This is a genomic window from Streptomyces nojiriensis, from assembly GCF_017639205.1.
Lineage (GTDB): Bacteria > Actinomycetota > Actinomycetes > Streptomycetales > Streptomycetaceae > Streptomyces > Streptomyces nojiriensis.
The window spans coordinates 2,583,761-2,601,857 of record NZ_CP071139.1 but is presented as its reverse complement, the minus strand read 5'-3'; the positions used below and the strand labels follow the sequence as shown (position 1 = coordinate 2,601,857).

Here is an 18,097-nt window from a genome sequence, read left to right as displayed (position 1 = left end):
TTCGGAGAACTCGGGACGGGTGACGTCACATGGCACCCATGAAACCTCGGTATCGTCGTCCCGTGCTTGAGGAGATGCGGATACGGTCGCTCGGGGTCATCGACGACGCGGTGGTCGAGCTGTCGCCCGGATTCACCGCGGTGACCGGCGAGACCGGCGCGGGCAAGACGATGGTCGTCACCAGCCTCGGGCTGCTGCTCGGCGGTCGCGCCGACCCGGCCCTGGTACGGATCGGGGCCAAGGCCGCGGTGGTCGAGGGCCGCATTGTCATGCGCCCCGACGCCCCCGCCGCCGTACGCGCCGAGGAGGCCGGGGCCGAGCTCGACGACGGCGTCCTGCTGATCAGCCGGACCGTGTCCGCCGAAGGACGCTCGCGCGCCCACGTCGGCGGCCGCTCCGTGCCCGTCGGCCTGCTCGCCGAGCTCGCCGACGACCTGGTCGCCGTACACGGGCAGACCGACCAGCAGGGCCTGCTGCGCCCCGCCCGGCAGCGGCAGGCCCTCGACCGGTACGCCGGGGACGCCGTCGCCGTCCCGCTGGAGAAGTACGGCTCGGCCTACCGCAGGCTCCGCGCCGTCGCCGTCGAGCTGGAGGAGATCACCACCCGGGCCCGGGAGCGTGCCCAGGAGGCGGACCTGCTGCGCTTCGGACTGGACGAGATCGCGGCCGTGGAACCGGTGGCCGGCGAGGACACCGAACTCGCGGCCGAGGCGGAGCGGCTCGGACACGCCGAATCGCTGTCCTCGGCGGCGCAGCTGGCGCACGCCGCGCTCGCGGGCAACCCCGAGGACCCGGAGGCCGTCGACGCGAACATGCTCGTCGCGGGTGCCCACCGGGCGCTGGAATCCGTACGGTCCCACGACCCGGCCCTCGGCGCCCTCGCCGAGCGGATCGGGGAACTCGGCATCCTGCTCTCCGACGTGGCCGGGGAACTGGCGGGCTACGCCGACGACCTGGACGCCGATCCGCTGCGGCTTGCCGCGGTGGAGGAGCGGCGGGCCGCCCTGACGCAGCTCACCCGCAAGTACGGCTCCGCGGGCACCGTCGAAGCCGTGCTGGAGTGGGCCGAACAGGGCGCGGCGCGGCTGCTGGAACTGGACGGAGACGACGAGCGGATCACCGAGCTGACCGCCGAGCGCGACGGACTGCGCGGTGAACTGTCCCTGCTGGCGCAGGCGCTGACGGACGCCCGGGTGGAGGCCGCGACGCGCTTCGCCTCCGCGGTGACGGCGGAGCTGGCCTCGCTGGCGATGCCGCACGCCCGTGTGACCATCGACATCCGGCAGGCCGAGGACCCCGACGGAGTGGACGTGGACGGCCGCCCGGTCGCCTACGGCCCTTCGGGCGCGGACGAGGTCGAGCTGCTGCTGGCCCCGCACCCCGGCGCCCAGCCGCGGCCGATCGCCAAGGGCGCCTCGGGCGGTGAGCTGTCCCGGGTGATGCTGGCCGTCGAGGTCGTCTTCGCGGGCTCCGACCCGGTGCCCACCTACCTCTTCGACGAGGTCGACGCGGGCGTCGGCGGCAAGGCGGCGGTCGAGGTCGGGCGGCGGCTGGCCAAGCTGGCCAAGTCGGCGCAGGTCGTGGTCGTCACGCACCTGCCGCAGGTGGCGGCCTTCGCGGACCGGCAGCTGCTCGTCGAGAAGACCAACGACGGATCGGTCACCCGGAGCGGGGTCACCGTCCTGGAGGGCGAGGACCGGATCCGCGAGCTGTCGCGCATGCTGGCCGGCCACGAGGACTCGGTCTCGGCCCGGGCGCACGCCGAGGAACTGCTGGCTGCGGCGCGCGCGGACGCGTGAGATGCGCCGGCGAGGGCCTGGAACGCAGGGCGTTCCGGGCCCTTCGCCGTGCCCCGGCCGACCCGGAGGTAGCCCGTGTGGGTGAGGCTGAGGGTCGTCCTGCGGTATCTCGTACGGGATCCGCACCCGTATGGTCCCGGAACGCGCGTGCGGACTGGCATCCTTGGCGACATATCTGACTCCCTCACCCTGGAGCTTCGGCCCGTGAGCAGCTCCCCGGTCTCCACCTCCCTTCCGCCCCAGCCCTACGGCCGGCCGCCGCTGCGCACCGTGCAGGTACTCGGCGGCGGTGCGGGCGCGGGCAGCAGCGCGCACGTACGCTCGCTCGCGACCGGCCTCGCCGCGCGCGGGGTCCGGGTCACGGTGTGCGCGCCCGTCCAGGCGGAGGGGGAGTACGACTTCACCGGCGCCGGGGCGGAGTTCGCGCCCGACGCGGTCAGCGTGCTGCGGGCCGCCTGCGCCGGGGCGGACCTCGTGCACGCGCACGGCGTGCGCGCCGGGATGCGCGCCGCCCTGGCCATACGGGGGCGCCGGGTGCCGCTGGTGGTGACCTGGCACGGCGACGGCCCCGCGGCGGCCGGTGCGCTCGGGCGGTTGGGCCGGTTGCTGGAGCGGCACGTCGCACGGGCCGCGGCGGTGGTGCTCGGGGCCTCCTCCGACCAGGTGGACGCCGCGCGGCTGCGGGGCGCCAGGGACGCGCGGCTGGCCCCGGTGGCGGTACCGGCAGGCCCGGCGGGTCCCGAGACGCCGGCCGACCCCGGCAAGGTACGGGCGGAACTCGGCGCGGTGGAACGGCCGCTGCTGATCGCCGTCGGCAGCCTGGTGCCGCACCGCGGGTACTCCGTACTGCTCGACGCGGCACGGGAGTGGCGCGGCCTGGACCCGTCACCGCTGCTGGTGATCGCGGGGGAGGGGCCGCTGCGGGCGGAGCTCGCCCGGCGGATCGAGGCGGAGGGGCTCCCGGTACGGCTGCTGGGGCGCCGCCGGGACGCGGTGCAACTGCTGGCGGCGGCGGACCTCGCGGTGCTGCCGAGCCGGTGGGAGGCGCGGGCGCTGCTGGCGCAGGAGGCGCTGCGGGTGGGCGTGCCGCTGGTGGCCACGGCGGTGGGAGGTGTCCCGGAGCTGGTGGGGGAGGGCGCGGTCCTGGTCCCGCCGGGAGAGGCGGGGCCGCTCGCCTCGGCCGTGACCGGCCTGCTGGCCGACCCGGACCGCCGGGCCGCGCTGGCGGCCGCGGGGCGCGTCCAGGCCGCGACGTGGCCGTCGGAGGACGACACGGTGGCGCAGGTCCTGTCGGTCTACGACGAACTGATGGAACGCCGCAGGTAGCCCCCGGCGGGGTGACGGATTCCGGCGGCGATCCGGCTGCCCGCGCTCCGCCCCGTACTCTTTCCGGCCGGGCGCGCCGCCGTTCCGGGGGCTCCGCCCCCGCACCCCCTGCACCCCCGCACCCTCGCGCCTCAAACGCCGGCGAGGCTGGATGTGGCGTCAGGACGGCGTGTGGCGGCGGGCGCGGAGGGCCAGGCTCAGGGAGAGGACCGTTTCGGGGTCGTCCAGGTCCGTGCCCAGGAGCTCCGAGATGCGGGCCAGCCGGTTGTACAGCGTCTGCCGGTTCAGGTGGAGCTCGCGCGCCGTCTCCGCCTTGCGGCCCGCGTGGGCCAGGTACGTCTCCAGCGTGGGCAGGAGCGGCGGACGCGACGTCGTGTCGTGCGTGCGCAGCGGCCCGATCGCGCGGTCCACGAAGGCGGCCAGGTCGGGGTGTTCGCGCAGCCGCCACAGCAGCAGGTCGATGTCCAGGCGGCGCGCGTCGTACCAGGGGCGCGCCGGCAGGCCGTGGGCCGCCGTCGCGGTCTCCGCGGCGTGGCGCAGGCCCGCCGAGGCCGCCGCCCAGCCGCCGGCCACGCCGACGACCACGGCCGGCGGCGCGTCGGCCCGGTCCAGGCCCGCGCGTTCGACGCCCGCCCGCAGCGCGGCCGAGACCCGGTCCGCCACCGCCGTGCGCTCCGACTCCGCGCGCAGGGAGACCAGCAGCGGCACCCGGCCCTCGACCGGGCGGACGCCCAGCAGGACCGGGACCCCGACCGACGACAGCTCCTCCAGCACCGCACGGGCCAGGACGGCCCAGTTGCCGGACGGGCCGAGGTCCGAGGCCAGCCGCATCACCACCGGCAGCAGCGGACCGCCGCCCGGCTTGAAGCCCAGGACCCGGGCCTGCGCCGGTGCGTCCTCCGCCGAGATGCGGCCCTCCGCCAGGTCCGTCAGGAAGTCGCCGCGGCCGCGCGCCGCCAGCTCCTCCTCCTGCCGCGCCTGCATCAGGACGACGGCCAGGACGCCCGCCGTGCGTTCGGCCGCCATCCGGTGCACCGGGAGCAGCGGGGCCGAGACACCGACCAGGACGACCCGGGCCCGGACCGAGCCGGTGCCGTGGCCCCCGCCCGGCACGTCGACCACCACCGTGTTCGTGGCGGGTTCCGCCTCGCGCTGGCCCCGCAGGCCCTCCCACACCTGGAGCGGGTCCGCGCCCGCGTCCCCGGCCGCGCTGCCCGCCGCGTACAGGAGCTGCCCGTCGGGGGTCTCCAGGAAGACCGGGTTCCCCGTGAAATCGGCCAGGATCCGCAGGACCTGCGGGATGCCCCCACCGCCCAGCAGGGCCTCCGTACAGCGGCGGTGGACCTCCTCGGCCCGCTGGAGCAGGGCGTAGTGGTGGTTGACGATCTCGGTGTGGACCTCCTCCGTGACCGCCACGAAGGGGACTTCCCGGTGGAGCTGGACCAGGGGCAGTCCGGCCGAGCGCGCGGTCTCCACGAGGGTCGCCGGCAGCCGGGAGAAGCGCGGGCCCAGTTCGACCACGAGCGCGGCGATCCCGCGGTCGGCGAGACGGCGCACGAAGGCCCGCTGCTCGGCCGGCCGGGTGCCGAGGCCCAGGCCCGTGGTCAGCAGCAGCTCGCCGCCCTTGAGCAGGGAGGCGATGTTCGGCACCTCGCCCGCGTGCACCCAACGGACGGTCCGGCCCAGACGGTCGGCGCAGGCCACCACCTCCGGCAGTCCGCCGCGCAGCCCCGGCAGTTCCAGTGCCCGCTGAACCGTGATCCCGCCCTGGTTTTCCATATCGCGGGACGCTACCGGCCGACCCGTCTCCATCGTCAGGCGGGCTGGATGTTGTGGTTGAAGCGGAAGATGTTGTCGGGGTCGTACTGGCGTTTCAGCGCGCCCAGCCGCTGCATGTTCTCGGCTCCGAGGCCGGAGACCACCCGCTCCACGCCCTCGTCCCCGGTGAAGTTGAGGTAGACCGCGCCGGTGCTCCACGGCCGGGCGTCGGCGCGGACGTCCTTGACCCACTGCCGGCAGCGCTCGTCGTCGGCCGCGTCCTCCCAGATCCCGAACGGGTGCACCGCCCACGGCGAGTCGCGGTACGGCACCGGGTAGTCGGCCGGGCCGGAGGCCACGGCGCCGCCCTGCGGGAAGACCAGGTGCTGGGTGCCGGTCGGTACCGGCATGGCCTCGGCGCGGGCGCAGAAGACGTCCACGAACGCGTCGGGACAGCCGGTGAGGTACTCGGCCGACCAGTAGTTCCGCATGCCGGGCGGGTCGTCGATCATGCACTGGAGATCGGCGTACGGGATGGCCGTGACGATCTCCGACTCGTGGGGGATCGCCAGCAGCGGCTCGGCCAGCCTCCGCATCTCGTCCTCGGGGCCCGCGTACGTCAGCAGCGCCCCGGCCAGCAGCCGCCCGACCAGGTGCTGCGGGACGAACTCCTCGGGCGGGCCGGTGAGGTAGAGGGCGGCGCCCGAGGCCTCGGGCGGCGCGGCCTCGATGATGTCCCGGTACGCACGGACCACCTCGGGTCCGCGTTCCGGCAGGTACAGCAGGAACGCGATCGACATGACGGGCAGTTCGTACAGCCGCAGGGTCAGCGAGGTGGCGATGCCGAAGTTCCCGCCGCCGCCGTGCAGCCCCCAGAACAGCTCCGGGTGCTCCTCGGCGGTCGCGTGGACGAGCTCGCCGTCGGCGGTGACGAGGTCCACGCCCAGCAGGTTGTCCACGGCCAGGCCGAACTTCCGGTCCAGCCAGCCGCTGCCGCCGCCCAGTACGTAGCCGCCGACACCGGTGGTGGAGGCGCGGCCGCCGGTCGTCGCCAGTCCGTACGGCTCGCAGGCCCGGTCCAGGTGGCTCATGGTGGCTCCGCCGTCGATGTGCGCGGCCCCGGCGGCCGGATGGACCGTCACCTCGTGCATCCGCCGCAGGTCCACGACGAGGCCGCCGTCGTTGAGGGACATCCCGGCCACGCTGTGCCCGCCGCCGCGCACGGCGATGTTCAGGTCCAGTTCCCTCGCGAACCGCACCGCGGTCACCACGTCCGCCGTGCTCTCGCACTGGGCGATGACGGCGGGTCTGCGGTCGATCATCGCGTTGAAGAGGGTCCGGGCCTCGTCGTATCCCGGATCCTCCGGAGCGAAGACCTCGCCGGACAGATCCTCGCGGAGCGCGGTCAGGGCCGCGCCCGCCTTCGACAGGGGAGCCATGGCTGCCCCCTTCCACCGGAGGGAGGGCATAGGACCCTTCCAGCGTAGGCGCGGACGATCACGGGGGCACGGCGAGAAGTTCCGCGCCCCCGGCGAGCCGCCCGCAGCCGAGTGCAGGGTCCGCTGCTCGCTGTCCTCTATCTGCGCTGCGACCTGCACCTTTCGGTGCCAGTCCGAAGGGTTTGCCCACCGCTTCGTCCCACTGGCGTGTCCCTTTCCTGCAACCGTGCATGGGCTCGCCAGCCTCAAGCATGTTTCTTGCAGCATTAATAAAGTCGAGACGCGCGCCGGCCGAGGAAGGCCCCTAGAACCCCTTGCGCCGTAGCCACCACCTGAGCGGTCTGCGGGCACGAGCGAGGATTCGGGCGGGCACCCGCAGGGCAGGTGGGTTTTCCAGGTGTGCAAGGCCATCCGCTGCCGAGGCCACGAGGTTGCGTACCAGGTTGGGCCCATAGTTGTCTGGTAGGTCCCTCAGTTTGTTGATGAGCTGAGGCAAGGACATGTCCAGCATCGATTCCATGCCCGTTGACAGGCTCTCGAGGCTGACGCTCTCACTCTCCAGGACCGCCACTTGCGTCTCCCACACCCAGGCTTCATCCCTGCCCAGCGCATTGCCGAGGTGGGCGACTGCATCCAGACGACCAACCAGCCAGTCCCAGTCCCGCCAGCTGGGATGCCCGAAGGCAGCGAAGTGCGCCATCTGTGTGCCATAAAGCTTACGCTCGGGCTGACTCATGATCTGGCCACTCAGCGGCTCGCCGAGCACGGGCGTCTTCACATCAGGGCCCAGCCGAAGGAATTCGAACGGCGCGACGGCGCGTGACGGTGACCTTGCTTGGAAGGCTCGAGAGATGACTTCGACGTTCAAAGCGCTTTGCAGGAGCTCATCTTGGGAAAGTCCAGATGTGACCGCCCCGCGGTAGGCCGCCGTGGCGCCGCCTACGAGCAGGGCCAGCGCCTCACGAACCTGGAGCTCTTCGATCACGCTATTAATCGACGCCGCGATGTCTTCAGCCGGAGCGTCTCCCGCCCCCTGCAGTTCTGTCTGCAGGCCTTCGGTGAAAGCTCGCTTCACAGCCTCGATACGCGGGAGCCATAGGTTGGTCAGCGCGGAGAGGCCGGCGGCTGGATTCGTCTCTACGGGTGCCATATCCAGGCGTCGGCGCAGGTCGCGAACGAACAAGCGCACCGTCCGCTCCGCTCCGGTTACCCCCCAGTGCCACACTTCCTCGGCCAGGCCGTTGACTCCTGCTTCCGGTACCCAGAGGGGAACGATGTCGCCCAGGTCTTCGACGGTCTCTGCGGTTGGTGTAGGTGCTAGAGATGCGGTTGCGACCAGTCGACGAGCCTCGAAGATGGCACCGATGATTCGTGCCCCACGATAGGTCGGTAGCAGCAACTCGGCCGTTGCTTGAGCCTGCTCGGCCCTTGCCTGGGTCTCCTCCTCCAGGACAGGGTTGCCGAGCAGAGAAGCGAAGAACGCCGTGCTGTCGCTACCGAGCCCGTCCGCTTGGCTGAGCAACGACTGAATGGTCTCAACGTCTGTTCGAAGGTCCGCTTCAGGCGGGAGCCCGATCGCCGAGCCCAGGACACGGGTCCACAGGGGTGGGGCACCATCCCCCTCTGAGGATGGGCCGAGGACACCCGGGGAGGGCACCACGTAGGCCAGCAGGCGCCGCACAGGCCCCGAAAGCTCGCGGCTGGCGATGGCGTCCAGCACCGGCCCGAAGGGCGCGTTGTCCAGGACGCCGCCGTCCATGACCCACGAGGGTTCGCCCACCCCTCGCACCCACAGGGATACAGGGATCTGCGACTCGGAGACCGGTGCGAAGGCGAGGGGGTACGAAGCGGAGGAGCGTGCGGCTGAGGCAAGCACATTCGGATAGCCAGTGGCTGGATTGAAGTCGTTGCGGAAATCCCTCGCAAATACGTTCTCCAACGGCTCCTCACCCAGGAGGTCGGCCTGGTAGGTGCACTGACTGGTTTGCTTCTCAAAGCGGTAGACCCGGCGGTGATCAGGGCAGGCCATGAGGTTACCGAACGCATCCTGGTAGTTCTGTGCGGCTGACCCCAGCGACGTGGCCGTGACGAACAAGGTGATCGGCAGCGAGTCACCCTCGGCGGGCACCTGTTCAATGCTTTCCAGCACCCCGTCGACGGCCTCGGCGAAGAAGGCGCCATCGAGAATCGACGGACGCGGCGTCTCACCCGGCTGAGGCAGCAGCTTGTCGAACGCCAGGGCGGCGTCTTCCCGCCAGATTTTCTTGAGCTTAGGAAGGACCGTGTCTTCGCCTTCCAGGCCGGGGGCCGGATCCAGCGCGGTACCTCGCGCGATGGCAGTGGCGAGAAGGGTGCCGTTCAGTCCGCCGGCGCTCGTACCTGCCACCACGTCGACAATGACACGGCGCCGTGGGCCTCCCGACGAACCGTCACATGCGCCTCGCCACCGATCGAAGACCGGCTGGTCACTTCCGCGGACCGTTGCGAGGGGCACCGCCGGGTCGGAGGCACGCCGCAGCAGATCGATTTCGTGCGTGACTCCACCCATCCAGACCGCGAGGCTGACGCCCCCGTTCATCACCAGTGCAAGGCGAATCTCTTCATCGGTTTTCTCCACAACTGTCACGGTGACGCGCTGAAGCCGTTTGCGCTCTCTGCCCGAAGCCAAATGGGGTGGCCTGGGTCGGTTCTTGGCGCAGGTTCAATGCCCCCCTTTGGCACGCAGCACTGCCGAATGAGCCAATGACCACCAGGGCGACGATGTGCCGCACACCCGCGGCGAAATCGGCGAACAGCAGCCGCCCCAGCTCCAGCCGCGACGGCCGGGTCTCTCCCAGCAGCTCAAGCGGCACAGACGGCCACTCCAGGTCCTCCACCACGGCCTCGTCACCACGCCGGACACTCAGCCGTACCGGCGTGGCCACCGCCGTACCCATCGGACCACCAACCCCGCGATTTCCGAGGCGGCCCCACTGGCCGCCGAACGCTGGGGTTCCTGCCCCGGCCGGCAGCGGAAACGACGACCGGGGTCCGTGTCCTATTGGCCACGCGTTCGGGGAACCTACACCGACCTGGGCCGTCTCTTTCGGATCTTGCAGGGCCCGCGACGCCCGGCACCGCACCTGGCCGCGTTGTCGGGGCGCCCGAGTACGTCCAGTACACGGTGCGCTCCTCCGCCTTGCCCTGCACGGCACCGGACGCCGCGAGCTCGGCCGACAAGATCCGAAAGAGACGACCTAGCCCCCGTACGCCCCGCTGGCCGTCAGCCGCAGGGCCGTGTCGATCAGCGGAACGTGGCTGAAGGCCTGCGGGAAGTTCCCGACCTGCCGCTGCAGCCGGGGGTCCCACTCCTCCGCGAGCAGCCCCAGGTCGTTGCGGAGCGACAGCAGCCGCTCGAACAGCCGCCGAGCCTCGTCCACCCGGCCGATCATCGCCAGGTCGTCGGCCATCCAGAACGAGCAGGCCAGGAAGGCTCCCTCGTCGCCCTCCAGGCCGTCCACGCCGGCCTCCTCGCCCGCCGTCGGGTAGCGCAGGATGAAACCGTCGGGCGTCGACAGCTCGCGCTGGATCGCCTCGATGGTGCCGATGACCCGCTTGTCGTCCGGCGGCAGGAAGCCCATCTGCGGGATCAGCAGCAGGGAGGCGTCCAGCTCCTTCGACCCGTACGACTGGGTGAAGGTGTTGCGCTCCTTGTCGTAGCCCTTCTCGCACACGTCCTGGTGGATCTCGTCGCGCAGCTCGCGCCACCGCTCCAGCGGGCCGTCCGCGTCCCCGCTCTCGATCAGCTTGATCGTGCGGTCGACGGCCACCCAGGCCATCACCTTCGAGTGCACGAAGTGGCGGCGCGGGCCGCGCACCTCCCAGATGCCCTCGTCCGGCTGGTCCCAGTGGGTCTCCAGGTAGCGGATCAGTTTGAGCTGGAGCAGCGAGGCGTAGTCGCTGCGGGCGAGCCCGGTCATGTGGCCCAGGTGCAGGGCCTCGGTGACCTCGCCGTACACGTCGAGCTGGAGCTGGCCCGCGGCGCCGTTGCCGACGCGGACCGGACGGGAGTTCTCGTATCCGGGCAGCCAGTCCAGTTCGGTCTCGCCGAGCTCCCGTTCGCCCGCGATCCCGTACATGATCTGCAGGTTCTCCGGGTCGCCGGCGACCGCGCGCAGCAGCCACTCGCGCCAGGCGCGGGCTTCTTCGCGGTATCCGGTGCGCAGCAGCGAGGAGAGGGTGATCGCCGCGTCCCGCAGCCAGGTGTAGCGGTAGTCCCAGTTGCGGACCCCGCCGATCTCCTCGGGGAGGGAGGTGGTGGGCGCGGCGACGATCCCGCCCGTGGGGCCGTACGTGAGGGCCTTGAGGGTGATCAGCGAGCGGATCACGGCCTCCCGGTAGGGCCCGTGGTAGGTGCACTGGTCGACCCACTCGCGCCAGAAGTCGGTGGTCGACTCCAGGGCCGCCTCGGCGTCCGGGGTCTCGGGCGCGTCGCGGTGCGAGGCCTGCCAGCTGATGCTGAAGGCTTTCCGGTCGCCGGGGCCGACGGTGAAGTCGGAGTACGTCGTCAGGTCCTTGCCGTAGGTCTGCGCGTCGGCGTCCAGCCAGACGGAGTCGGGGCCGGCCACGGCCACGGTGCGCCCGTCGACGCGGTGCACCCAGGGCACGACCCGCCCGTAGCTGAAACGCATCCGCAGTGCCGAGCGCATCGGGACGCGCCCGCTGATGCCCTCCACGATGCGGATCAGCTGGGGCGCGTGATCCTCTCGGGGCGGCATGAAGTCGATCACGCGGACCCTGCCGCGCGGGGTGTCCCACTCCGACTCCAGGACCAGCGAGTCACCGCGGTAGCGGCGGCGGGTCGCACGCGGGGCCTCGGTGCCCGCCGGGAACGACGGGCCGATCCGCCAGAACCCGTGATCCTCGGTGCCGAGAATGCTCGCGAACACGGCATGCGAGTCGAAGCGTGGCAGGCACAGCCAGTCCACCGCCCCGTCCCGGCAGACCAGTGCTGCGGTCTGCATGTCCCCGATGAGTGCGTAATCCTCGATGCGCCCGGACACGTGCATCTCCAGTCGAACGGCCACGTCCGCCCCGAAGGGCGCTTGCATTGCGCGGTTGCGCGGTCTCCTGTGTGCAGGGATCTCCGCGTGAGCCCATGATTCCGTATATCGGCTCGGTTAGGCCGTCTGACGGACTGCCCGGCGGTGATGTGTGCAATATCCGAGCAGGATATGACGGCACCCTAGTGATCTCCGTGAGCCTGTGGAGAATGCGGTTGGGCCAAACGGGTGAGCAGTGGCGATACCGCCCCGGCGCACTCGGGCACCCCCGTGCCCGGCGCGTGCGCCGCGTGCCCGGAGGCGGACCGCTCCGGGCGCTGATAGGCTGGTACCCCGTGGACCGGTGGTCTGCCTGTGCGAATCAGGAGCCCCGAAACCGCAGCTTCGGCGCCCCCTGAGACCCTTCCGGATCGACGGTGGCCGGCGCCGGACGCACCTCACCTCGCGACCACGGGAGCCCCCTCTTGGCGATGCCGCCCAAATCCATGACGACCAAGCACATCTTCGTCACCGGGGGTGTCGCTTCCTCCCTCGGCAAGGGCCTGACGGCCTCCAGCCTGGGTGCGCTGCTGAAGGCGCGCGGTCTGCGGGTCACGATGCAGAAGCTCGACCCGTACCTGAACGTCGACCCCGGCACCATGAACCCGTTCCAGCACGGCGAGGTGTTCGTCACCAACGACGGCGCCGAGACCGACCTGGACATCGGCCACTACGAGCGCTTCCTCGACGTCGACCTCGACGGCTCGGCCAACGTCACCACCGGCCAGGTCTACAACACGGTCATCGCCAAGGAGCGCCGCGGCGAGTACCTCGGTGACACCGTGCAGGTCATCCCGCACATCACCAACGAGATCAAGCACCGCATCCGCCGCATGGCGACCGAGGACGTCGACGTCGTCATCACCGAGGTCGGCGGCACCGTCGGCGACATCGAGTCCCTGCCGTTCCTGGAGACCGTCCGCCAGGTCCGCCACGAGGTCGGCCGCGACAACGTCTTCGTCGTGCACATCTCGCTGCTCCCCTACATCGGCCCCTCCGGCGAGCTGAAGACCAAGCCGACCCAGCACTCGGTCGCGGCCCTGCGCAACATCGGCATCCAGCCCGACGCCATCGTGCTGCGCGCCGACCGTGACGTCCCCACCTCCATCAAGCGCAAGATCTCGCTGATGTGCGACGTGGACGAGGCGGCCGTGGTCGCGGCGATCGACGCCAAGTCGATCTACGACATCCCGAAGGTGCTGCACACCGAGGGCCTGGACGCGTACGTCGTGCGCAAGCTCGACCTGCCGTTCCGCGACGTCGACTGGACGGTGTGGGAGGACCTCCTCGACCGGGTCCACAACCCCGACCACGAGGTCAAGGTCGCGCTCGTCGGCAAGTACATCGACCTGCCCGACGCCTACCTGTCGGTGACCGAGGCGCTGCGCGCCGGCGGTTTCGCCAACAAGGCCCGCGTCCAGATCAAGTGGGTCACCTCCGACGACTGCAAGACCCCGGCCGGTGCCGCCGCCCAGCTGTCCGACGTGGACGCGATCTGCGTGCCCGGCGGCTTCGGCGACCGCGGCGTCGACGGCAAGGTCGGCGCGATCACCTACGCCCGCGAGAACAAGATCCCGCTGCTCGGCCTGTGCCTGGGTCTGCAGTGCGTGGTCATCGAGGCCGCGCGCAACCTCGCGGGCATCGAGGACGCCAACTCCACCGAGTTCGACGCCTCCACCCCGCACCCGGTCATCTCGACCATGGAGGAGCAGCTGGCCTTCGTCGAGGGCGCGGGCGACCTGGGCGGCACCATGCGCCTGGGCATGTACCCGGCGAAGCTCGCCGAGGGCTCCATCGTGCGCGAGGTCTACGGCGACGAGGCCTACGTGGACGAGCGCCACCGCCACCGCTACGAGGTCAACAACGCCTACCGCGGCGAACTGGAGAAGAAGGCCGGCCTCGTCTTCTCCGGCACCTCCCCGGACAACAAGCTCGTCGAGTACGTCGAGTACCCGCGCGAGGTGCACCCCTACCTGGTGGCCACCCAGGCCCACCCGGAGCTGCGCTCGCGCCCGACGCGCCCGCACCCGCTCTTCGCCGGCCTGGTGAAGGCGGCCGTGGAGCGGCAGCAGTCCGCGAAGTGAGAGCCTGACCGCATAACGTAGGCAGCCGGGGCACGGATCGTGCCCCGGCTGTCGCGTTCTCGGGGAAGGTATCGGCCATGGCCATGGGCAACGACATCGTGGACACACCGGAGTCGTGGGAGGTCGTCGCCTCACGGACCCCGTTCGAGGGCGCCAAGACGGCCGTCCGCTCGGACCAGGTCCGAATGCCCGACAGCTCGGTGGTGCGCCGCGACTACCAGGTGCACCCGGGCTCGGTGTGCGTCCTCGCCCTCGACGAGGAGCAGCGGGTGCTGGTCCTGCGGCAGTTCCGCCACCCGGTGCGGCACCGGCTGTGGGAGCTCCCGGCCGGGCTGCTCGACGTACCCGGCGAGAACCCGCTGCACGCGGCCCAGCGGGAGCTGTACGAGGAGGCGCACACCAAGGCGGGCGAGTGGCGGGTGCTGGCCGACTTCTTCACCTCGCCCGGCGGATCCGACGAGGCCGTCCGGATCTTCCTCGCGCGGGACCTGGCGGAGGCCGAGGGGGAGCGGTACGAGGTCTCCGAGGAGGAGGCCGACATGGAGATCGCCCGGGTCCCGCTCGCGGACCTGGTCGGCGGGGTCCTGGCGGGCGAACTGCACAACCCGGGGCTGGTGACCGGGGTGCTGGCCCTCGCCGCGGCCCTGGCCTCCGAGGGCGGGATCGGGGCCCTGCGCCCGGCCCTCGCCCCCTGGCCGGCCCGCCCCTACGAGGCCTAGGCCGGCTCTTTCGGATCTTGCCGGGCCCGCGACGCCCGGCACCGCACCTGGCCGCGTTGTCGGGGCACCCGAGTACGTCCAGTACACGGTGCGCTCCTCCGCCTTGCCAGGCACGGCACCGGACGCCGCGGGCTCGGCCGACAAGATCCGAAAGAGACGGCCTAGAAGGCGCCTCGGCCGGGGCCGGGGGGTCCCGGCCGTGCGCGCCGCGCGAGCGGCGCGTGAAAAATAGGTCCATCTGCTGATCCGATCGGGGGATTTGTCCGCCACGCTCCACCCGGGTCGTCGCTCTGCGTGAACTACGCTCGCAATCCGGTGGCAGGGAGAGGAGCGGATCCGTGGCGGATTTCGTCGGGCGGCGGCGTGAGCTCAAGGAGCTGCGCGAGGACATCGCGCGGACCGGGCTCGACACCCTCTCCGGCCGCAAGGCCAAGGCGCCCCGGGCCCGGGTGCTGCTCGTCGCCGGGCGGCCGGGCTCCGGGCGCACGGCCCTCGCCGAAGCCTTCGTGCAGGAGGTCGCCGAGGAGTACCCCGACGGAGTGCTCCGCACCCGGCTCACCGCCCCCGGCGGCGAGACCGCGGCCACCGAGCGGGCCGTGCGGAGCCTGCTGGAGGGACTGGGGCGGCCCACCCCGCCCGGGGCCGGTGAGGACGAGCTGAGCTCCGCCCTGCGCACCGCCCTCGAAGGCCGCCGGGTGATCATCCTCGTCGACGACGCCGCCGATCCGCAGCAGGTGGACGCGCTGCTCCCCGACACTCCCGAGTGCCTCGTCGTGGTCACCGCCGAGGGGCCGCTCACCGGGATCCCCGACGTCCGGCCCTGCACCCTCGGCGGACTCGACACCCCCTCCGCCGTGGAACTGCTCGCCCAGCGCATCGGCGACACCCGGGTCACCGCCGACCCCCGGGCCGCCGAGGCCCTCGCCGAGGAGTGCGGGGGCCAGCCCGCCGCCCTCGTCCTCGTCGGCGGGTGGCTCGCCGCCCACCCCAAGGCCGCCGTCGCCGACGTGGCCAAGCAGCTCCACGACATGCCCGCCACCACCGGCGGCCCGCTCGCCCGCGGCTTCCGGCTGGTCTACGAGTCCCTGCCGCAGCCCGCCCAGCGGACCCTGCGGCTGCTGCCGCTCGCCCCGGCGGGCATCGTCGACTCGCACACCGCCTCCGCCCTGGCCGGCTGCTCCGTGGCGGCCGCCCAGTCGACCCTGGACGACTTCGCCGGGCTGGGCCTGATCCGGTCCTCCCGCGACGGCCTCTTCCTGCTGCCCGGCTGCCTCGCGCCGCTGCTCCAGGCCCTCCTGGAGGCCAAGGAGCGCCCCGCCGAGGTCCAGCTCGCCCGGGCCAGGATGCTGGAGCGCACCGTACGGCTGCTGCACTCCTGCCGGGCCATGGCCGAGGCCGAGGAGCCCGGGGTGGACGCCGCCGTGGACGACGGCCTGCGCGAACTGCTGGACGGTCTCCCGCGCGCCCTGCGGTTCCCCGACCGGCGGGCCGCCGCCACCTGGCTGGACACCCGGCTGCCCGCGCTCACCGCGGCCGCCTCCCTGGCCGTGGCCGACGGGGAGCTGGACACCCTGGCCCGCCGGCTGGTCGCGGCCCTCGTACGGGCGCTGGCGGACCACCGGGGCACGGCCGGGGCCGCCCCCGAGCTGTACGGGCTGCACCGCCTGGTCCTGGACGTGGCCGAGCGCCGCGGCCTGCACCGGGAGCAGGCCGCGGCGCTGCTGAACCTGGCCGACCTGGACGCCTCGACCGGCCGGACCCAGGAGGCCCTGGAGCGCTACCGGGCCGCGCTGGACGCCGGACGGGCGGCCAGCGACCCGTACGCGACGGGCCGCGCGATGGAATCCGTAGGAGGCGCCTACCAGGAGCTGGCGGACTGGCACCGGGCCTCCGACTGGTTCGGCCGGGCGCTCTCCCAGGCCCTCGCGCGGGGCGAGCGCGCGGACGAGGCCCGGCTGTACGGACGGCTCGGGAACGTCCACACCTACGCGGGGCGGTACGGGGACGCGCTGCGCAGCTGGCGGGCGGCCGCCGCGGGCTACCGGAAGCTGGCCGATGTCCCCGGTCAGGCAAAGGCGTTGAGCGAGATGGCGCGGGTCCAGGAGTACGCCGGCCGGCCCGAGGAATCGCTGCACACCTGCCGCGAAGCGGTGGAGCTGGCGCGCCGGGCGGGTGACCAGCGACTTCAGGCCGCACTGCAGGTCCGGTTGGCCGACACGCTGGACAGACTGGGGGATCCCGCAGCTGCCAGGCTGCACCGCTCCGCAGCCGACAGATTGCTGGGAGATGACCCCGCAGCCTGCGAAATCCGTAGTGCTTCCGACTGAGATTATTGGTTTGCAAGGCTAGACAGCGACTCATCCTTCATTAGACTGGGTTCACCGCGGCTTCCCGTGGTGCATCCCGTTGCGCGTTCTTGTGGGCGGGTATGTATGGAAGTGCCCCGTAATATCCCCTGAGCCAAGGACCGTGATCGACGATGAAGGTCGGCATCCCCCGCGAGGTCAAGAACAACGAGTTCCGGGTCGCCATCACGCCCGCCGGCGTGCATGAGCTGGTCCGCAACGGCCACCAGGTCTTCATCGAGCAGAACGCCGGTGTGGGCTCCTCGATCACGGACGCCGAGTACGTCTCGGCCGGCGCCGAGATCCTCGGTACCGCCGACGAGGTCTGGGCGACCGCGGACCTGCTGCTGAAGGTCAAGGAGCCGATCGCAGAGGAGTACCACCGCCTCCGCAAGGACCAGACGCTCTTCACGTACCTGCACCTGGCGGCCTCCCGCGAGTGCACGGACGCCCTGCTGGAGTCCGGCACCACCGCCATCGCCTACGAGACGGTCGAGCTCGCCAACCGCGCGCTTCCGCTGCTCGCCCCGATGTCCGAGGTCGCGGGCCGCCTGGCCCCGCAGGTCGGCGCCTACCACCTGATGCGCTCGGCCGGCGGCCGCGGCGTCCTCCCGGGCGGCGTCCCCGGCACCCACGCCGGCGAGTGCGTCGTCATCGGCGGCGGCGTCTCCGGCTGGAACGCCGCGCAGATCGCCATCGGCATGGGCTTCCACGTGACCCTGCTCGACCGCGACATCAACAAGCTCCGCGAGGCCGACAAGATCTTCGGCACGAAGATCAAGACGATCGTCTCCAACGCCTACGAGCTGGAGAAGGCCGTCGTCGAGGCCGACCTCGTCATCGGCGCCGTCCTGATCCCGGGTGCGAAGGCCCCGAAGCTGGTCACCAACGAGCTCGTCGCCAAGATGAAGCCCGGAAGTGTCCTTGTCGACATTGCGATCGACCAGGGCGGCTGCTTCGAGGACTCCCGTCCGACCACTCACGCCGAGCCGACCTTCCAGGTCCACAACTCGGTCTTCTACTGCGTCGCCAACATGCCGGGCGCGGTGCCGAACACCTCCACCTACGCGCTCACCAACGCCACGCTGCCCTACATCGTGCAGCTCGCGAACCTCGGCTGGGTCGAGGCGCTGCGTCGTGACCCCGCGCTCGCGCTGGGCCTCAACACCCATGACGGCCAGGTCGTTTACGGTCCGGTCGCCGAGGCCCACGGCCTCGAGACCCTCGAGCTGAGCACGCTGCTCGGCTGACACGTCAACGACTGACGTCAATCTCACGTATCCGGCCGGACCTTGCCCGCAAGGTCCGGCCGGACGTGTTTGCGGGGCGTCCCGGGACCCCGCTCAACTCGCCTCGAACGTAACCCTTTAACCCTTTCGCACACCCGCGAAACTTCGCAGCGACAGCTCGTGCGCCCTTGACAGAGTGGTGTTCGGTTGCCGACACATCGTGCCGGGTCCGGTGGATTGTGTTGCCGCTGGGCGGTGACACGCCATAGAGTCGCCAACCGTCGGCATGGTGCCACGCTGACCTATCGATAAGTGTC

The 18,097-nt window shown here is 71.7% G+C and carries 11 protein-coding genes; 6 read left to right on the top strand and 5 right to left on the bottom strand.

Going from position 1 to position 18,097, the window contains the following annotated elements:
* Positions 1 to 74: 74 nt before the first annotated feature.
* Together recN and JYK04_RS12125 are read left to right on the top strand one after the other, a co-directional pair.
* On the top strand, positions 75 to 1,799 hold the full coding sequence (gene recN / locus JYK04_RS12130) for a DNA repair protein RecN (RefSeq protein WP_189740454.1): 1,725 nt from the start codon (positions 75 to 77) through the stop codon (positions 1,797 to 1,799).
* A gap of 204 nt (positions 1,800 to 2,003) precedes the next feature.
* A complete protein-coding gene (locus tag JYK04_RS12125; RefSeq protein WP_189739649.1) occupies positions 2,004 to 3,125 on the top strand; it encodes a glycosyltransferase family 4 protein in 1,122 nt (373 codons plus the stop codon).
* 159 nt (positions 3,126 to 3,284) lie between these two features.
* Here JYK04_RS12125 and JYK04_RS12120 read toward each other — a convergent pair whose 3' ends face one another.
* The 5 genes from JYK04_RS12120 to JYK04_RS12100 form a co-directional block, all read right to left on the bottom strand.
* Positions 3,285 to 4,904 (bottom strand): PucR family transcriptional regulator, encoded by a 1,620-nt coding sequence (locus JYK04_RS12120; protein WP_189739652.1) that lies wholly within the window; start codon positions 4,902 to 4,904, stop codon positions 3,285 to 3,287.
* 35 nt (positions 4,905 to 4,939) lie between these two features.
* Positions 4,940 to 6,322 carry an FAD-binding oxidoreductase gene (locus JYK04_RS12115; protein WP_189739655.1) on the bottom strand — a complete coding sequence of 461 codons (1,383 nt, stop codon included), beginning with the start codon at positions 6,320 to 6,322 and terminating at the stop codon, positions 4,940 to 4,942.
* 304 nt (positions 6,323 to 6,626) lie between these two features.
* Positions 6,627 to 8,939 carry a DUF3376 domain-containing protein gene (locus JYK04_RS12110; RefSeq protein ID WP_189739658.1) on the bottom strand — a complete coding sequence of 771 codons (2,313 nt, stop codon included), beginning with the start codon at positions 8,937 to 8,939 and terminating at the stop codon, positions 6,627 to 6,629.
* Positions 8,923 to 9,258, bottom strand: coding sequence for a hypothetical protein (locus JYK04_RS12105; protein ID WP_189739661.1), 336 nt, complete (start codon positions 9,256 to 9,258; stop codon positions 8,923 to 8,925). Before JYK04_RS12105 ends, JYK04_RS12110 begins: the two co-directional genes overlap by 17 nt.
* Before the next feature lie 300 nt (positions 9,259 to 9,558).
* Complete coding sequence (locus tag JYK04_RS12100) at positions 9,559 to 11,370, bottom strand: glycoside hydrolase family 15 protein (protein WP_189740457.1); 1,812 nt, start codon at positions 11,368 to 11,370, stop codon at positions 9,559 to 9,561.
* Between the two features lie 464 nt (positions 11,371 to 11,834).
* On the opposite strand from JYK04_RS12100, the gene JYK04_RS12095 reads away from it, so the two are divergent.
* The 4 genes from JYK04_RS12095 to ald all read left to right on the top strand — a co-directional run bounded on the left by JYK04_RS12095 (position 11,835) and on the right by ald (position 17,801).
* Positions 11,835 to 13,487, top strand: a complete 1,653-nt coding sequence (locus tag JYK04_RS12095; RefSeq protein WP_189739665.1) for a CTP synthase — start codon at positions 11,835 to 11,837, stop codon at positions 13,485 to 13,487.
* Positions 13,488 to 13,570: 83 nt separating this feature from the next.
* The gene (locus tag JYK04_RS12090) at positions 13,571 to 14,206 is read left to right on the top strand and encodes an NUDIX domain-containing protein (RefSeq protein WP_189740459.1); all 636 of its coding nucleotides are present in this window, start codon (positions 13,571 to 13,573) and stop codon (positions 14,204 to 14,206) included.
* A 338-nt stretch (positions 14,207 to 14,544) separates the two neighbouring features.
* Positions 14,545 to 16,533: a tetratricopeptide repeat protein gene (locus JYK04_RS12085; protein WP_229875677.1), complete on the top strand. Its 1,989-nt coding sequence runs from the start codon at positions 14,545 to 14,547 to the stop codon at positions 16,531 to 16,533.
* Between the two features lie 152 nt (positions 16,534 to 16,685).
* Positions 16,686 to 17,801, top strand: a complete 1,116-nt coding sequence (gene ald / locus JYK04_RS12080) for an alanine dehydrogenase (protein WP_189739668.1) — start codon at positions 16,686 to 16,688, stop codon at positions 17,799 to 17,801.
* The last annotated feature ends 296 nt before the right edge of the window (positions 17,802 to 18,097 follow it).